We start from the raw sequence: 16,152 nt of genomic DNA, 5'->3' as shown, positions 1-16,152 counted from the left end.
TTTATCCCGCTATTTGCCGGGCAGTAAGACTCCTACCTCAAAATTCAGCGAAAGCAAAAAAGTTAGATGGGGGTGGGCTGCTCGTAAAAGGCCGATTGGTGAGGGCTGATTAAAGTTTTTTATATACATTCATTATAAGTTATATATATGCGATTTTTGTTATACGGCCGGAAACGTATTTACTATAGATATATAATGTTATACACTATGAAAGGGATTAATTAATAGTTAATATTTTTTAGTTAGCTTGATTAAAAAAATTGTATGAATATGAAGTTTTGAGAGGAGATTTATTTTTCATGAAGTACAAAGCAATAGCCGCAGGTTTATTAGCAGCAAATTTACTAGCACATCCAATTAGTAGTTTAGCAGAAACGAAGAAATTTCCTGATGTTTCAGATAGTGCGTGGTCAAAAGACGCAATTTATTATTTAGTAGAGAGAAATGTAATTAACGGTATGCCAGATGGTAACTTTATGCCATACGGAAATTTAACACGCGCTCAGGCAGCAAAGATTATCGCAACAGCAATTGGTGCTAAAATAGATCCGAATGCAAAGCCGTCTTATAATGATGCAAAAAATAGTTGGGCAGCTTCATTTATTGCAGCCATGGAAAAAGAGAATATTATTAAAGGGCGAGAACCAGGAGTATTTGATCCTGAAGGAAAAGTAACTCGTGCTGAAATGGCAGCTATGCTTGTAAGAGCATATAATCTGAAAAGCAAAGTAACAGGACCAGTTCCTACAAAATTTGCTGATTTAGAGAATCATTGGGGTAAAGAAGAAGTTAATATTTTAGTAGAATTAAAACTTTCTTTAGGTACAGAGGATGGCTGGAAACCGAATGATTCTATTACGCGTGAACAAGCAGCTCAACTTACTGCGCAAACAGATAAATTTAGCAAGAATAGTGATCGTCCAGTAGAAACAAAGAAAATGTACATAGATAGAAAATTCATTACATATCACGCACCATCATTAAGTTCTGGGATTAGTGCAAATCAGCATAATCCACAAATGGTTGAAATTAAAGAAGAGCGAGATGGATGGATCAAAATTGCAACAAGTAAAGGTGATAAATGGACACCTTTAGTAGAGAAAACAGAAGTTATTAATGAAGGATTCACTACTTATGCAGAAGCTTCTTCTTCTTCAAAAGTAATGGGAACACATAACGCACAACAAGTAACTGTTATTGAAGAGAACGGCAGCTGGATTCGTATCCGCATGGGCGCTGGTTTCCAATGGGTTAATAAAAATCAATTAAATCCAGTGAAGCAAGGTAACTTCTTAGAAGGAAAAGCGATTATCATTGATCCAGGTCATGGTGGAGCAGATTCAGGTAATCCAGGTTATTATGAGAAAGAAAGTGAAACTGTATTAGATGTATCACTACGATTACAGAAAATATTTGAGAAAAAGACACCATTTACTGTGTTATTCACTCGTACAGATGATACACGTCCAGGAACAAGTGCTTCTGATTCTTTAAAGAAACGTGTAGAATTTGCTCAAAAAAATAATGGGGATATTTTTGTAAGTATTCATGGTAATGGCACGGAAGAGAAAAATGGACAAGGTACAGAAACGTTCTACTATGAATCAGCGACAGCAAGAGGAACAAATCCTAACGTATCAGAAAGTCGTTTACTAGCAGAAAAAATTCAAGAACGTCTTGTAGATGCACTGGGAACAAAAGATCGTGGTGTGAAAAAAGGCGATTTATACGTAATTAGAGAAAATACAATGCCAGCTGTATTAGCAGAATTAGCATTTGTAGATAATAAAAGTGATGCAGATAAAATAGCTACACCAGCGCAGAGACAAAGTGCAGCGGAAGCTATTTATCAAGGTATTTTAGATTACTATGAAGAAATGGGTAACAACGTGTCTTCTTTCCGTTAATAAATAATAAGAGATTGCCATTGGCAGTCTCTTTTATTTATTAACGTTTCTCTTTATTTCCGGCATATGATATCATTTAATTTTATATACAAAAGAAAAGTATTTGAGTAATTGTAATCAGAAGAATTTTAAACGATAGAGGATGATAATAGATTGAATAATCATAGTAAAACACCTGCCTGTATATATACGTATGCATTTCGTGAGGAGGAGCGTGCTTTATGTTACTTGGAAATGCGCTCGTTCTTTGGAATGGAGTCCCACGTTAATATTTTAAAAAGTGATGTCAAAATTGACCCGAGTAGAAGTGCGTTTATAAAAGAGCGCGTTGAGGTTATGTATGAAGGGGACGACTTAGAAAGCATTTTAAAACAAGTGGAACAAATTGATTTGGCGGGAGCGACATTTAAAGTTATCTTCGTTAAAATCAATGACCTCGTTGGAGAGAATAAAATTGAATATGGAGAAAGACGTCTTATTGAACGAGACCTCGGCATGCATATTGAAGGAGAAGCGGATGTTCGTAATCCAGAGCGTGTATTCGGGATTGTTCCTCTTGGAGGACGCTGGTACTTCGGGCACTATGTAGAAAGCGAACCCGTTTGGTATCATCACATAAAAAAACCGCATAGTTATTCGACATCTCTTAGCACACGTGTTGCGAGATCAGTTGCAAATATCGCTGTACCAAATCCAGAGGGAGTACGAGCAATTGACCCGTGCTGCGGTATTGGAACAGTAGTAGTAGAAGCACTTTCTATGGGGATTAACATCGTTGGTAGAGATATAAATCCACTTGTAGTTCTTGGAACGAGAAAAAATATCGCGCATTTCGGATTTGAAGGAACAGTAACAAAAGGTCCAATCGAGGAAATTACTGAGAACTACGACGTTGCCATTATCGATATGCCGTACGACCTATTTACGCACGCCACACCAGAAGATCAACTATCAATTCTCTCAAGTGCACGCCGCATCGCGAAAAAAGTAGTCGTTGTCACGATGGAAACAATGGACGACATGATCCATGAAGCAGGATTCGAAATTACAGATCGCTGTATTACAAGAAAAGGATCATTTACTAGACAGATTCTTGTTTGTGAATAAGAAAGAAAGGTCACCCGTTTGGGTGACCTTTTTTGTTTGTATTGATGTGTAATTGGTTGGTGGTTTAGGTAGATGAATTAGCGAAATTTGTCGGTAAGTCGATATTGCATGTCGAATCGCCGATATATTGTGTTGAATTGCTGATATATTCCGAGAATCGCCGATATCGTTACATTAGAATGTTACTGTTCTTTTAATTTCTCTTGTTGTGCAAGTAGTAAATTGCGCAAGATGTGCCCGCGGTAACTTTCTAGTTTTCGTCCTTCATGATAGCGTACGCCTAATTTTTTTAGTTCAGCTACGTACCAGCCCTTTGTTCCGTAATACATTGGATCACTTCCTTTTTGCTTTTGAACAGTATATGTTGGGGGTGGAAGTAACTTTCCAGTGAAAATAATAAGACTGGTTGTATCAAGGGGCTCCATAACATAGCCTCTGGACAGTGTATAAAAAAATAGACAGTAATGTATGCTTTTTTAAACAATGTATACAAATTTATATCCTATGCGTTGGCATGATATTTGCAATAAAAAGAGTATCAACATATAGGGGAGAGATAGAAATGAAGGTTAGTAAAGTGTACACAACAATTGATGCTCACGTAGCTGGGGAACCGCTTCGAATTATTACGGGCGGCGTGCCGGAAATAAAAGGAGACACGCAGCTAGAAAGACGTGCGTACTGCATGGAACATTTGGATCATCTTCGCGAAGTTCTTATGTATGAACCGAGAGGACATCACGGCATGTACGGTTGTATCATTACTCCGCCTGCGAGTGCTCACGCTGATTTTGGCGTATTATTTATGCACAACGAAGGATGGAGTACGATGTGTGGTCATGGCATTATTGCTGTTATTACAGTCGGAATTGAAACAGGCATGTTTGAAGTAAAGGGGGAAAAACAAAAGTTCATTATTGATAGCCCAGCTGGGGAAGTCATTGCGTATGCAACATATAACGGGAGTGAAGTAGAATCTGTATCATTTGAAAATGTTCCTTCATTTGTATACAAAAAAGACGTTCCTATTAAAATAGATGACTATGAATTTCAAGTAGATATCGCGTTTGGCGGAGCTTTTTATGCGGTAGTAGACTGTAAAGAATTTGGCTTGAAAGTCGATTTCAAAGACTTATCTGCTATTCAAGCGTGGGGCGGTAAAATTAAGCACTACATCGAGAGCAAAATGGAAGTGAAGCATCCACTTGAAGAAGGATTAAAAGGGATATACGGCGTTATTTTCTCAGATGAACCGAAAGGAGAAGACGCAACTTTACGAAATGTAACAATCTTTGCTGATGGGCAAGTAGATCGTTCTCCTTGCGGTACAGGAACTTCCGCAAGAATCGCAACTCTTTTTGAAAAAGATGCTTTACAAAAGGGAGAAATTTTCGTCCATGAATGCATTACTGACGGGAAATTCGAGGGGGAAGTATTGTCGGTAACCGCAGTAGATACATATGAAGCTGTCGTTCCAAAAGTAACGGGGCATGCCTTTATTACAGGATTTCATCAGTTCGTTGTAGACCCGAGAGATGATTTGAACCGTGGATTTTTGTTAGGATAGAAGGAGGGGGTGGAAAGATATGTTAGTCATAAGCGCGAACGAACAAAGAAACTTAGTAAATATGAATGAAGTTATTGAATACGCGGCGCTTGCTTTAAAAGAATTTTCCGCAGAAAGAACGATTACACCAATAAGGGGCTCATTACCATTTGCGAACGAGCAAAATACGGCATTAATTATGCCTTCAGTAGCGGAAGGGCTTGAGGCGCTTGGAGTAAAAATAGTAACGGTAGTCCCGCAAAATAAACAGATAGGAAAGAAAACGATCAACGGGATTGTGATGCTATCAGACTTTCAAACGGGAGAACCGCTCGCACTTTTAGAAGGATCGTACTTAACGATGATCCGAACAGGCGCCTTATCAGGAGTAGCGACAAAATATTTAGCTCGTCATAACGCAAAAACTTTATGCATTATCGGCACGGGTGAACAAGCGAAAGGAATTGCTGAAGCTGTATTTGCGGTAAGAGCTATCGAAAAAGTCATTTTATACAATCGAACAGAAGAAAAGGCGTATGCATTTGCGGAGTATATACAAGAGAGATTCAACAAACCTGCATATGTTCACACCAATGCGAATGAAGCAATAAGCGAAGCAGACATCATCGTCACAACTACGAATGCATCCACACCAGTCTTCTCAGAAACACTACAAAAAGGCGTCCACGTAAACGCCGTCGGCTCATTCAGACCGAGCATGCAAGAACTACCCTCACATGCCATAGCTAAAGCAAACAAAGTAGTAGTTGAATCAAAAGAAGCAGCACTAGATGAAACAGGAGACCTTCAAGTTCCGATAAAAGAAGGTCTATTCAAAGCAAACGCCATTCACGCTGAACTTGGTCAAATTATAAGCGGAGAAAAAGCTGGACGCGAAAATGATGAAGAGATTACTGTTTTTAAATCGGTTGGTTTGGCAGTAGTAGATATTATTGTTGCGAAGTATTTGTATGAGAGAGCGGTGGAGCAAGGAGTAGGGAATAAGATTGAGTTTTGAGGGATTGCCTTTTGGTGGTCTTTTTTGTCAGGATGGGTGTGCTAGTATTTATAATTAAATACTTTTAATATTATGTTTGAATATATGAATTCTGCGCGGACATCACATCATTCATTCAATTGGTATATGAAAAAAGCTGCACCTCTAACAATTAGAGGTGCAACTTTTTACCATTCTCGCCATTCTTCTGTTATGTCTTCTTCAGAATCTAGACCAGCTATTCGTGCTGCTATATCGATAAATTCATAGAGATCTTCTCTTTCCATTGTTTCGATAAAATAGTCATGTTCGATATTTAATTCATTTAATTTAATAACTACCTCTTTAACAACTTGCATTACTTCGACTTCGGTTGGATTCTCTCCTAATCGCTGTAAGTTGTTAATGTAAGTGTCAAGAACTGTATTTGTTGCACTTATATTTTCTTCAGTAAAAAATTCCCCATCTTCATCATACTCAACCCATGAGGTTGTTGGTTTATTTTTTTTCAATTCATCAAATGTCATGATAACCTCCTAAATGTGTTTTTTGTCTTTAATCCCATTCTACAGTTCCGAGTATATATAACAATCATTTTAGAGGGGTTTTCTGTAAGCTGCTAGTTTTTTAACTCATTTTACGAGGTAACCTATTCGTGGTCTTCTTTTTTAATCCTCCTTATAAATATATTTTATGGCAAGAATGTATTAGTAGATTTCAAACTTTCCACATTTACAAAAAAGTTTGACTTTACATACAGGTAGTGGTAATTTAAAACTTATAAGAAAACTCGGGATTAATTCCGAGTTTTCTTATGGGTATAACTAGTTTGAGGGGGCCAAAAGATGAAACGGAAATTATTTGCATTACCATTTGTTCTAATACTACTTATTGCATTAGCGGCTTGTTCTGGGGAAAAAGATTCGAAGCAAGCGGGCACTAGTAAAACAGGGACTCCGAAAGATGGAGGAACGTTAACGATTGGTGTTAGCGATAATCCAGATACGATGAATCCGCTTTATGCGAATGATCGTGTGTCATTAACTGTGCAGCAAGCTTTATATGCGCCGCTATATCATATGGAAGACGGTAAGAAAAAGTTTGTTCTTGCTGAGAGCTTTACGCCTTCAGAAGATCAATTAACGTGGACATTGAAATTAAAAGATAATTTGAAATGGCATGATGGTAAGAAAATTACATCAGACGATATAGCATTTACATTCCAATCTATTTTAGATGAGAAGCAAAATAGCTCAAGTCGTGAAAACTTTATTTTTAAAGGAAAGCCGCTTGAGGTGAAAAAGGTAGATGAGTTAACAACTCAATTCGTTTTACCACAAGTAAGCGCATCTTTCGAAGGTGTGATGAATGATTTCTTCCCGATTCCGAAACATGTATTTGAAGGGGAAGCAGATTTAGCGAAGAGTAAGAAAAACTTACAACCTGTAGGGTCAGGTCCGTTTAAGTTTAAAGAATATAAATCAGATGAGTACGTTGCATTAGATCGATTCGATGATTATGTAGGTGGGAAAGCTAAATTAGACTCTATCGTATACCGAGTTGTAAAAGACCGTAATACAGCAAATGTTTCACTGCAAAATGGTCAAATCAACATGAAGATGATTGAGCCGCAAGACTTTAAGAAATTAGATAGCACTGGGAACTTCTCAATGGTGACATTCCCTGAAGGTAGATTATTCTACTTATCTTATAACATGAATACTGATCTTATGAAGAAAAAAGAAGTGCGTCAAGCAATTGCGCATGCGTTAGATAAAAAAGAAATGATTAACTCAGCCTTCGTTTCGGGTGAATTTGCAGAACCAGCAAATTCAATCTTAACGCCAGACGCTATGTATTATGCGAAAGATATTAAAGACTATAAGTATGATAAAAAAGAAGCGAAAGATTTATTAGCAAAAGCTGGCGTGAAAGATAAGGAAAAAGTACGTGTGATGTATGTAACGAATAATAAAATTATGGAAAGCTTAGCGTTATATACACAACAAAAATTAAAAGAAGTTGGCTTAGAAGTTGAACTAAATGCATTAGATGCTAGTGCGGCAAGTGAAAAAGGCTTAGATAAAGAGAATAAAGAATATGACATTACATTTGGTGGTTACATAATGGGACCTGAGCCAGATTCATATAAGAGCTTATTCTTAAGTAATGCTGAATACAATTATGCACGATATAAAAACGCTGATTTCGATAAGTTATGGGAAGAAGCTGCAGTTGAAACAGATAAAACAAAACGTGCAGAGCTATACCATAAAATTCAAGAAACAGCTAGAGAAGATGTACCTTATCTACCAATCGCATATCCGAAAGCAGTTATTGCAGTAGATAAAAAGTTTGATGGATTAAAAGAAGCAAAAGCAATTCCTGTCACAATGTTTGAAGATCTATCTAAGATTTATGAAGTGAAATAAGAAACAATAAAGAAGCTGGTGGAAATCAGCTTCTTTAGCTTGAGGGGGGAAGTTTGTGTATAAAGTAATTGCGAAGAGGCTTTTAAATGCAATTCCGCTTTTATTTGTTATTTCTATTATTTCTTTTCTATTAATAAAGCTAGCGCCGGGGGATCCTGTTCGAAACTTTGTAACGCCAAATATGAGTCCAATTGATGTGGAGCGTATTCGCAAAAGTTTAGGACTAGATCAACCAATTTACGTGCAGTATTTTTTATGGTTAAAAAACATTTTAACAGGGAACTTTGGTTACTCACTTCAAAATCATCGTCCTGTTTTAGATCTTATCGCAGAAAGATTACCCGCAACAATCGGCTTAATGGGATCATCTTTACTCGTCTCATTCGTAATCGCAATACCACTTGGACTATTTACAGGTGTGAAAAAGAATTCATTCTTTGACCGCATTGTAAACTTTATTTCATACGTTGGTATTTCTATGCCGGTTTTCTGGTTTGCACTACTATTAGTCTACTTATTCTCTTTAAAATTGGACCTACTTCCGAGTATGGGTATGCGCACCGTAGGTAAAGATTCTGTTTGGGATATTGTGCAACACGGCATTTTACCTTGCATGGTGCTAGCGTTCCAAAACGTATCTGTTTATATGAGATATATTCGTTCAAGTACGATTCAGCAATTAGAAGAAGAATATGTACAAATTCAATATGCGTACGGTGCTTCAAAGAAAACGGTGTTATTTAATCACGTACTTCGAAATGTATTAATACCGATCATTACAATTTTCGGATTATCGATTCCAAGTTTAGTAGGCGGAGCATTTATTACGGAAACAGTATTTTCATGGCCGGGTCTTGGTTCACTTGGGGTAAATGCTATTTTTAGATTTGATTATCCGATTATCATGGCAATTACATTACTATCATCATTCATGTTAATTCTCGGTAACTTAATTGCTGATATTTTATATGGCGTAGTAGATCCGCGCATTCGAATGAGGGGGTGATTTGGAATGAATAATAGGAGATTTCAAACGATAAAACATAGCTTTACGAAAAATAAGTTTGTTGCAATGGGAGTTATTATACTTGCGATTTTAACGGTCGCATCAATTTTCGCATTCGTGTCGCCGTACGATCCTAGCAAAATGTCGATTCCAGATCGCTTACAAGAACCGAGTATGAGTCATCCTTTCGGAACGGATGATTACGGAAGGGATTACTTAACGAGAGCGTTATATGGCGGACGAGTTTCACTTGCGGTCGGTTTCCTTGCGATGGTTGTTTCTATTACAATCGGTACTGCAGTTGGAACAATTAGTGGATATTTTGGCGGAAAGTTAGACAACTTTTTAATGCGAGTTGTTGAAGTATTGATGTCAATTCCATCATTCTTTTTAATGCTATTATTAAATGCGTATTTAAAACCAGGAATTACGACGCTAGTTCTTATTATCGGATTACTAACATGGATGGACACCGCCCGTATCGTAAGGGCAGAAACGTTATCTGTAAAAGAGCGTGAGTACGTTTTATACGCAAAAGTATCAGGACAAAAATCACTTGTGATTATTGTAAGACATATCATTCCTAACATTTTATCAACCATTATTATCGCCGCGACATTAACAATTGCGACATCGATTTTAATGGAATCATCACTTAGCTTTTTAGGTTTAGGTATTAGAGAGCCAGATTCTTCTTGGGGTAGCATGCTAAACAATGCGCAAGGATATATTGGCGAAGCTTGGTATTTAACACTCTTCCCAGGATTCCTTATCCTGTTAACGGTACTTAGTTTTAACGTAATTGGTGAAGCATTGAAGAAAGCTTTCGCGCCAAAAGGAGCTGGAAATGAAAACTAAAGTGTTACGTGAAAGGAGTGAGAAGCGTGTCTGAAAAACTACTAGAAGTGAAAAATTTAAAGACTTCTTTTTTCATAGAAAGCGGAGAAGTAGAAGCAGTTCGCGGCGTTACATTTCGTTTAAATAAAGGAGAAGTAGTCGGTATCGTTGGGGAGTCTGGAAGCGGAAAGAGTGTGATGGCGAAGTCTGTTATGTCTCTCGTTACATCACCAGGGAAAGTGAAAGAAGGGGAAATTCTTTTTCATAATGAAAATATCCTTTCTAAATCTGAGAAAGAATTACGTTCTATTAGAGGAAATCAAATTTCACTTATCTCTCAAGACCCAATGTCAGCGCTAAATCCGGTCGTGAAAATTGGGAAACAAATGATGGAAGTAATTATACGTCATCAAAAAGTGAAAAAGAAAGAAGCAGAGCAGATCGCAATCAACTTGTTAAAGCAAGTCGGCCTTTCGTCACCAGAAGAAAGGGTAAAACAATATCCGCATGAACTAAGCGGTGGTATGAAGCAGCGGGTTATGATTGCAATGGCGATGTCTTGTAACCCTGACCTTCTCATTGCGGACGAACCGACGACTGCACTTGATGTAACGATACAAGCACAAATACTAGATTTAATGAAAAACTTAAAGAACGAAACGAATATGGCGTTACTTCTTATTACGCATGACTTAGGAATTGTCGCGCAAAACTGTACGCGCGTCATCGTTATGTATGGCGGACTTATTATGGAAGAAGGACCTGTACTTGATATTTTCCAATCGCCGAATCATCCATATACGAAAGGGTTATTAAACTCTCTGCCAAAAATCGCAAACGGCGTAAAAGAAAGACTTGCTCCCATTCAAGGTGTAACGCCAAACTTATTAAACCCACCACAAGGTTGCCCGTTCGCAGAGCGTTGCCCGCATGCGATGGACATTTGTGAAAAAGAACGTCCACCATATTTTGAAATCGGAAACGAAAGACGTTCCATGTGCTGGCTAAACGATAGGGCGGTAGGTGATTTTCATGCATGAAGAAAACTTAATTGAAGTTCGGAACTTAAAAAAGTATTTTCCTATTAAAAAAGGACTATTCGGCAGAAAAACAGAGCAATTAAAAGCAGTCGATGACTTAAGCTTTACAATTAAAAAAGGTGAAACATTCGGGTTAGTAGGAGAATCTGGCTGCGGAAAATCAACGACAGGAAGAAGCATCATTCGTTTACACGACGTCACTTCAGGTAACGTTTTATTCGACGGAAAAGACATCGCAAGTTTAAAGGAAAGTGAACTAAAAGAATATCGAAAACGAATGCAAATCATTTTCCAAGATCCATACGCATCATTAAACCCGGCAATGAATGTATTCCAAATTATTAGCGAACCGATGAACATTCACGGTTCTTACGAAAAAGAAGAACAAAAAGAAATCATTTTAGACCTTCTGAAAAAGGTAGGATTAAAAGAAGAACACTTATATCGCTACCCGCACGAATTTAGCGGAGGCCAGCGCCAGCGCATTAGCATCGCGCGTGCATTATCTGTAAAACCAGACTTTATCCTATGTGACGAACCAATCTCAGCACTCGATGTCTCAGTCCAAGCACAAGTCGTAAACATGCTGCAAGACATCCAAGAAGAAACAGGAGTCACATATTTATTCATCGCACATGACCTATCTATGGTAAGACACATATCAGACCGCATCGGAGTCATGTACTTAGGAAACATAGTAGAAATTGCCGACAGTGAAGACCTATACACAAAACCGGCACATCCATACACACAAGCACTACTCTCATCCATGCCAGAACCAGATCCAACAAACATAGGCAAAGAACGGATCATTTTGCAAGGAGAAGTACCAAGCCCACTCAACTCACCATCCGGCTGCAAATTCAGAACGCGCTGCAAATTCGCCACTGAAAAATGCGCACAGGAAGTACCGAAGATGGTTGAGATTGCGAAGGGGCATCAGGTGGCTTGTCATTTGTTTTAGAGTGGGGGAAAGCATCGGGGGACCTGGTGCTTTTTTTCTTTGTAGGTGAACGTGATGTGGGATTGGTTGTTAGTTTAGGAGATAACGCGCTCGAAATTTGTCGGTAAATCGATATGTTGTGTCGAAACGTTGATATATTCGGAGTTACGATCGATATAATCGAATAATCGTTGATATATTTTTTTAAAGAGTGGGATTGGTTGTAGATTAATGTAGAAATTTAATGTTTTCGAAAAAAAGAATTGACTTCTATATTAGTTGTAACTAAAATAGTTACATAAAGATGTAATTAATTTAGTTACAACTAATATCTGCTAAAAATATGATTTATATATTTAATTAAGGATGGTGGTCCATACGTTGCCACCCGGTGTAGAAAGTTACTAACACATTCAAATCAATGCATATTCCAAGCTTTAGTATTTTCTGTTACGGAGCAATAAGGTGCAATGTTATCTTTTGTTAAAAACCTTGGTGGATCTTTCTTTGGAAATATTAGTTTTGGGGAAATATAGTAAGGTATCTAAAAAAGAACAAGGTATAAAAAGATGTACCTATATAAACCAAAAATTTAGTTGAGCTGGATAATAAAAAAAAGGTAGGAGATTTAAATGGAGACGAAACAAGATAATCTTATTTACGTATGGGATGCATATTGTGGATGGTGCTATGGTTTTTCAGAAAGTATTAAAGGATTTTACAAAAACCACACTGAAGTACCATTAACGGTTTTATGTGGAGGGCTATTTTTAGATAATTTACCAATGAAAAACTTCTCATATATAGAAGAAGGAAATAAAAGAATTAATCAACTTACAGGTGCTGAATTTGGTCCTTCCTATCAAAAATTGGTGGAGGAAGGGACTTTTAAAATGAATTCGAAAGATGCTGCAATTGGCTTTTCAGCTTTACGCTCATTAGCGCCAGACCGTTTATTAGAATTCACTTCGGCTATGCAAAAAGCGTTTTATTATGAGGGCCAAAGTCTGAGTGATCCTGAAACATATCGCAAAATTGCAATCGAGCATGGTTTGGACCCTGAACAAGTATTGGAACGTTTAAACGCTCAAGAAACAATAATAGATGTCCAAAATGATTTCAATAAAGTTCGACAGCTTGATGTTAATAGCTATCCTTCATTACTTTTACAAAAGGATAATCAAATTATTCCTATTGGTGGTGGCGTAATGACACCGGATAAAATTGAAGCGCGTTTTAAAAATTTATATTAAGAAAATTTAGGATATAGTAGCAAACATGTTATCTTAGGCCATCTGACATTCATCTCCGGAATATTCGCTAGTACTATTACACTTTCAGATAAATGGGAGTGGGAGATTTTATCCCGCTTTAACGGGCAGTAAGACCCCCACCTCAAAATTCAGTGGAAGCAAAGAAGTTAGGTGGGGGATCAACTGTCCGTAAAAGTCCGATTGGTTCAACTAATAATCAGTGGGGGATGAACAAAACCCCCACTGATTAAAGTTTCACTTTATCGGAACAAGATAAAAATATGATGATTAGTTAATAACTTTAACAAAAGGAGAATAACATACTATGTTTAAAACAATCGATACAAATCAAAAAGATGTGAAATTAACGGTGTTTAGTTCGGACGAAAAAAGCTTTATGGTCACAGCAACATTAGTTGAGAAAGCAGGACATGCATTTTTAATAAACTCAAAATTTACGCAGTCTGATTCGAAAGAAATTGTAGAGTATTTGAAAAAAAACAACTTATCTCTAGATAAAATCTTTATTATTCATGGGGATCCAGACTACTACTTTGGATTAGAGAGCATTAAAGCCTTTTACCCAGAAGCTATAGCGTATGCAACAGAGTCTACTGTTGAACATATCGTTCATTCTGTCTTAGGGAAATTAAAAGTTTGGAAAGACGTCCTTGGAGAAAATGCACCAAGTAACGTGGTATTACCTCAAGTATTTAAAGAAAAAGCGATTGATTTTCAGGGGTTAACATTTGAACTAGTAGGCTTAGATCATTACAGAACTAGCCTATTTAATAAAGAACTAAAAGTATTAATTGGTGGTATCGATGTATTTAACGAAATACATGTATTCTTAGCGGATACTAGCTCAAAAGCGGATATGGAGGCATGGATTGAGAACTTGAAAGTATTACAAGCATTACATGCTGACATAATTGTGCCTAGCCATGGATCAATCGAAAAATCCCTAAATAATCAAGCACTTACTGCGACAATGGATTATCTAAGAACGGCGGTTCAAGCTTCTGAGGAAAGTGGAACTTCAAAAGATTTTGTGGCAAAACTTGAAGCAGCATATCCAGGCTATGCAAATAAAGGTGTATTAGAATTAAGTGCAAAAGTTGTAACAAAAGAAATGCCTTGGGGTTAATGATATGAATAAATATCAAAAACTATTACATGAAACGTATGTGTTAACTGGCGAAGGGAAATTGGATGCGTTCAAAACGTATTTAAGTGAAAATGTATCTTGGACAGAAGCTGCTGGGTTTCCATATGCAGGTACTTATATAGGTCCAGATGAAGTAGTGAAAAACGTACATGAACGTCTTGGCACAGAATGGGATGACTATAGCGCTAAAGATGAAATTTATGCTTTTAATAACAATACTGTTATCGTTTATGGAAAATATAGTGGAACATATAAAGCTACAGGGAAGTCATTTGTAGCAGATTTTTGTCACCTTTATAAGTTTGATGAGAACGATAAGGTTAAGAAGTTTATTCAAATTGTGGACAGTGCAACTGTTAATGAGGTATTAAGTTAGAATTAATCGTTTCTAATATGCCTTGTATAGGGTAATGTTAGGATAAATGAAATTCCTAACATTACCCCTGATATTACATTTTGGGGAAGGTTTCTCCTTCTTCAAACTTTTTATAGAAGAAAACTTATTTAAGTAGAAGAGGTAGGTATATATGAAATTAGAGAAAAGTTTAATCATAACAATTATTTCTGTATTTATTTTAGGAGTAGTTTCGACTTTGGTATATCAAGCTTCCAACGGTAATAACAAAGGGAACTCAATAAAGAGTGAAAATGTCGCTTCTGTATCAAAAGAAGTAAAAGAAAATGAAAAGAATAAAAAGATGGTAGTTGATTTCTATAATGAAGTTTTTAACAAACATAATATCGATATTATCCCTAAATATGTTAGCGAAGATTATAAGCAACATAATCCTTTTGTTGCTGATGGACGAAAAGCCTTCATGGATTTCTTTAAGGAGGATTTTGTTAAAAATCCTAATTCCTCTGCAGAGATTAAACGTGTAGTAGCTGAAGGGGATACAGTTGCTCTTCATGTACACTCTCGTACTAATTCTCAAGATAAGGGAGTTGCTATAGTGGATATATTTCGTATCAAGGATGGAAAGATTGTCGAACACTGGGATGTAATTCAAGAGATTCCAAGTGAAGCAGCTAATGATAATACGATGTTTTAGAGAGAAGATATATTTAATAATTGTTTAATTGATAGTGCTTTGTAGAATTTAGAAATTTAGATAATTAGTCATCAAATTTGGAAATCATTTAAAAATAGCATATTAAATGATGGCACAAATTAATACGAAATAGCTCTTTAATAAAAAATCCTACTCATTAAAAAATGAGTAGGATTTTTTATTAAAGAATAGTGCTAATTTTGTGGTTCGGCACCATCTAAATTTGGAAACCATGAAAGTATAGGTACTCTATATCCACGTAAAGTAAAATCGTAATTTTTTCCTTCTTTTATGTTTGCTTGCAGATTCACTGAATGAAACTTCATCATAAGAAGGCTATCCTCATTAGAAATAACTTTTTCGGTTCCATTTTTTTGCTCAACCTAGTACAATCTTACCAATTTAAAAAAGACCACCATTACTGGCAGTCCTTTTTTGGTAGTTTTAGAAATTAAATTATAACATGTTAATATACAAATTATAAATATACTTTTACAAAAGATACTATAAGTTTTTTATAATTCTTGATTTCTCAGTTTCCATTGCATACTGAATTTTCCTGTAAGTATTAATAACTACCATTAAAATTATCAATTCACTATATTATTAGAAAAAACTGGTTATCTACATAATTGTTTGGTAAAATATAGATATAATTTAAGAGGGTAAAGTTAATATAGATCAACTAAGTAATGCTAAGAAAATGTTTTATTGCATAAAAAAAGGCTCCATTGCTGGAGCACTCAAAATAAACAAACGAATTAAAACAAGAAACAGACAATTTAACTATATAGATAAAACATAAATAAATCTATATATATGTAAAAATGCATATAAAAACTCTATTTATTGATGCTATAATAG

Annotated in this window: 16 protein-coding genes; 13 read left to right on the top strand and 3 right to left on the bottom strand. The window is 36.3% G+C overall.

The genetic code is table 11. The annotated features are described in order from the left end of the window. The first annotated feature begins 299 nt into the window (after positions 1-299). Entirely contained in the window at positions 300-1,907 is a 1,608-nt protein-coding gene (locus HMPREF2590_RS15680; protein WP_000875323.1) for an N-acetylmuramoyl-L-alanine amidase, read from the top strand. A 153-nt stretch (positions 1,908-2,060) separates the two neighbouring features. Beyond that, complete coding sequence (locus tag HMPREF2590_RS15675; RefSeq protein ID WP_001059316.1) at positions 2,061-3,014, top strand: TRM11 family SAM-dependent methyltransferase; 954 nt, start codon at positions 2,061-2,063, stop codon at positions 3,012-3,014. A 182-nt stretch (positions 3,015-3,196) separates the two neighbouring features. On the opposite strand, the gene HMPREF2590_RS29090 is transcribed toward HMPREF2590_RS15675, so the two are convergent. Further along, complete coding sequence (locus tag HMPREF2590_RS29090) at positions 3,197-3,439, bottom strand: YflJ family protein (protein ID WP_000433499.1); 243 nt, start codon at positions 3,437-3,439, stop codon at positions 3,197-3,199. A 137-nt stretch (positions 3,440-3,576) separates the two neighbouring features. On the opposite strand from HMPREF2590_RS29090, the gene HMPREF2590_RS15665 reads away from it, so the two are divergent. Both HMPREF2590_RS15665 and HMPREF2590_RS15660 read left to right on the top strand, forming a co-directional pair. Beyond that, positions 3,577-4,581 carry a proline racemase family protein gene (locus HMPREF2590_RS15665; RefSeq protein ID WP_050821681.1) on the top strand — a complete coding sequence of 335 codons (1,005 nt, stop codon included), beginning with the start codon at positions 3,577-3,579 and terminating at the stop codon, positions 4,579-4,581. A gap of 19 nt (positions 4,582-4,600) precedes the next feature. After that, entirely contained in the window at positions 4,601-5,578 is a 978-nt protein-coding gene (locus HMPREF2590_RS15660) for an ornithine cyclodeaminase family protein (protein ID WP_050821683.1), read from the top strand. A gap of 167 nt (positions 5,579-5,745) precedes the next feature. On the opposite strand, the gene HMPREF2590_RS15655 is transcribed toward HMPREF2590_RS15660, so the two are convergent. After that, a complete protein-coding gene (locus tag HMPREF2590_RS15655; protein ID WP_003312725.1) occupies positions 5,746-6,084 on the bottom strand; it encodes a hypothetical protein in 339 nt (112 codons plus the stop codon). 318 nt (positions 6,085-6,402) lie between these two features. Between HMPREF2590_RS15655 and HMPREF2590_RS15650 the strand changes: the two genes are divergently transcribed. The 9 genes from HMPREF2590_RS15650 to HMPREF2590_RS15610 all read left to right on the top strand — a co-directional run bounded on the left by HMPREF2590_RS15650 (position 6,403) and on the right by HMPREF2590_RS15610 (position 15,288). Beyond that, the gene (locus HMPREF2590_RS15650) at positions 6,403-7,989 is read left to right on the top strand and encodes an ABC transporter substrate-binding protein (protein ID WP_050821685.1); all 1,587 of its coding nucleotides are present in this window, start codon (positions 6,403-6,405) and stop codon (positions 7,987-7,989) included. Between the two features lie 55 nt (positions 7,990-8,044). Then, the gene (locus HMPREF2590_RS15645; protein WP_000278770.1) at positions 8,045-8,995 is read left to right on the top strand and encodes an ABC transporter permease; all 951 of its coding nucleotides are present in this window, start codon (positions 8,045-8,047) and stop codon (positions 8,993-8,995) included. Between the two features lie 6 nt (positions 8,996-9,001). Further along, on the top strand, positions 9,002-9,853 hold the full coding sequence (locus tag HMPREF2590_RS15640; RefSeq protein WP_003312721.1) for an ABC transporter permease: 852 nt from the start codon (positions 9,002-9,004) through the stop codon (positions 9,851-9,853). Between the two features lie 26 nt (positions 9,854-9,879). Further along, positions 9,880-10,872, top strand: a complete 993-nt coding sequence (locus HMPREF2590_RS15635) for an ABC transporter ATP-binding protein (RefSeq protein ID WP_003312720.1) — start codon at positions 9,880-9,882, stop codon at positions 10,870-10,872. Further along, positions 10,865-11,836 carry an ABC transporter ATP-binding protein gene (locus tag HMPREF2590_RS15630; RefSeq protein WP_000544133.1) on the top strand — a complete coding sequence of 324 codons (972 nt, stop codon included), beginning with the start codon at positions 10,865-10,867 and terminating at the stop codon, positions 11,834-11,836. The genes HMPREF2590_RS15635 and HMPREF2590_RS15630 overlap by 8 nt, the downstream gene beginning before the upstream one ends. Before the next feature lie 611 nt (positions 11,837-12,447). Then, a complete protein-coding gene (locus HMPREF2590_RS15625; protein ID WP_000448621.1) occupies positions 12,448-13,068 on the top strand; it encodes a DsbA family protein in 621 nt (206 codons plus the stop codon). A gap of 325 nt (positions 13,069-13,393) precedes the next feature. Further along, positions 13,394-14,215: an MBL fold metallo-hydrolase gene (locus HMPREF2590_RS15620; RefSeq protein ID WP_000477267.1), complete on the top strand. Its 822-nt coding sequence runs from the start codon at positions 13,394-13,396 to the stop codon at positions 14,213-14,215. Between the two features lie 4 nt (positions 14,216-14,219). Beyond that, the gene (locus HMPREF2590_RS15615) at positions 14,220-14,612 is read left to right on the top strand and encodes a nuclear transport factor 2 family protein (protein ID WP_001046361.1); all 393 of its coding nucleotides are present in this window, start codon (positions 14,220-14,222) and stop codon (positions 14,610-14,612) included. Positions 14,613-14,763: 151 nt separating this feature from the next. Beyond that, positions 14,764-15,288 (top strand): nuclear transport factor 2 family protein, encoded by a 525-nt coding sequence (locus HMPREF2590_RS15610; protein ID WP_000764207.1) that lies wholly within the window; start codon positions 14,764-14,766, stop codon positions 15,286-15,288. Positions 15,289-15,482: 194 nt separating this feature from the next. On the opposite strand, the gene HMPREF2590_RS30790 is transcribed toward HMPREF2590_RS15610, so the two are convergent. After that, positions 15,483-15,617, bottom strand: coding sequence for a hypothetical protein (locus HMPREF2590_RS30790; RefSeq protein WP_000975275.1), 135 nt, complete (start codon positions 15,615-15,617; stop codon positions 15,483-15,485). Positions 15,618-16,152: the final 535 nt, after the last annotated feature.

The sequence above is a fragment of the Bacillus sp. HMSC036E02 genome (genome assembly GCF_001836235.1).
GTDB classification, from domain to species: Bacteria; Bacillota; Bacilli; order Bacillales; family Bacillaceae_G; genus Bacillus_A; species Bacillus_A cereus.
Note: the sequence above shows the minus strand (reverse complement) of the source record. Positions and strands in the feature narration are given on the sequence as shown.

Excerpts from the sequence above, each read along its gene's own strand:
- HMPREF2590_RS15630 (WP_000544133.1), top strand. The coding sequence starts at position 10,865 with ATGCATGAAGAAAACTTAATTGAAGTTCGGAACTTAAAAAAGTATTTT.
- HMPREF2590_RS15610 (WP_000764207.1), top strand. The coding sequence starts at position 14,764 with ATGAAATTAGAGAAAAGTTTAATCATAACAATTATTTCTGTATTTATT.
- HMPREF2590_RS15660 (WP_050821683.1), top strand. The coding sequence starts at position 4,601 with ATGTTAGTCATAAGCGCGAACGAACAAAGAAACTTAGTAAATATGAAT.
- HMPREF2590_RS29090 (WP_000433499.1), bottom strand. The coding sequence starts at position 3,439 with ATGGAGCCCCTTGATACAACCAGTCTTATTATTTTCACTGGAAAGTTA.
- HMPREF2590_RS15620 (WP_000477267.1), top strand. The coding sequence starts at position 13,394 with ATGTTTAAAACAATCGATACAAATCAAAAAGATGTGAAATTAACGGTG.
- HMPREF2590_RS15625 (WP_000448621.1), top strand. The coding sequence starts at position 12,448 with ATGGAGACGAAACAAGATAATCTTATTTACGTATGGGATGCATATTGT.
- HMPREF2590_RS15655 (WP_003312725.1), bottom strand. The coding sequence starts at position 6,084 with ATGACATTTGATGAATTGAAAAAAAATAAACCAACAACCTCATGGGTT.
- HMPREF2590_RS30790 (WP_000975275.1), bottom strand. The coding sequence starts at position 15,617 with ATGATGAAGTTTCATTCAGTGAATCTGCAAGCAAACATAAAAGAAGGA.
- HMPREF2590_RS15650 (WP_050821685.1), top strand. The coding sequence starts at position 6,403 with ATGAAACGGAAATTATTTGCATTACCATTTGTTCTAATACTACTTATT.
- HMPREF2590_RS15665 (WP_050821681.1), top strand. The coding sequence starts at position 3,577 with ATGAAGGTTAGTAAAGTGTACACAACAATTGATGCTCACGTAGCTGGG.
- HMPREF2590_RS15640 (WP_003312721.1), top strand. The coding sequence starts at position 9,002 with ATGAATAATAGGAGATTTCAAACGATAAAACATAGCTTTACGAAAAAT.
- HMPREF2590_RS15680 (WP_000875323.1), top strand. The coding sequence starts at position 300 with ATGAAGTACAAAGCAATAGCCGCAGGTTTATTAGCAGCAAATTTACTA.
- HMPREF2590_RS15615 (WP_001046361.1), top strand. The coding sequence starts at position 14,220 with ATGAATAAATATCAAAAACTATTACATGAAACGTATGTGTTAACTGGC.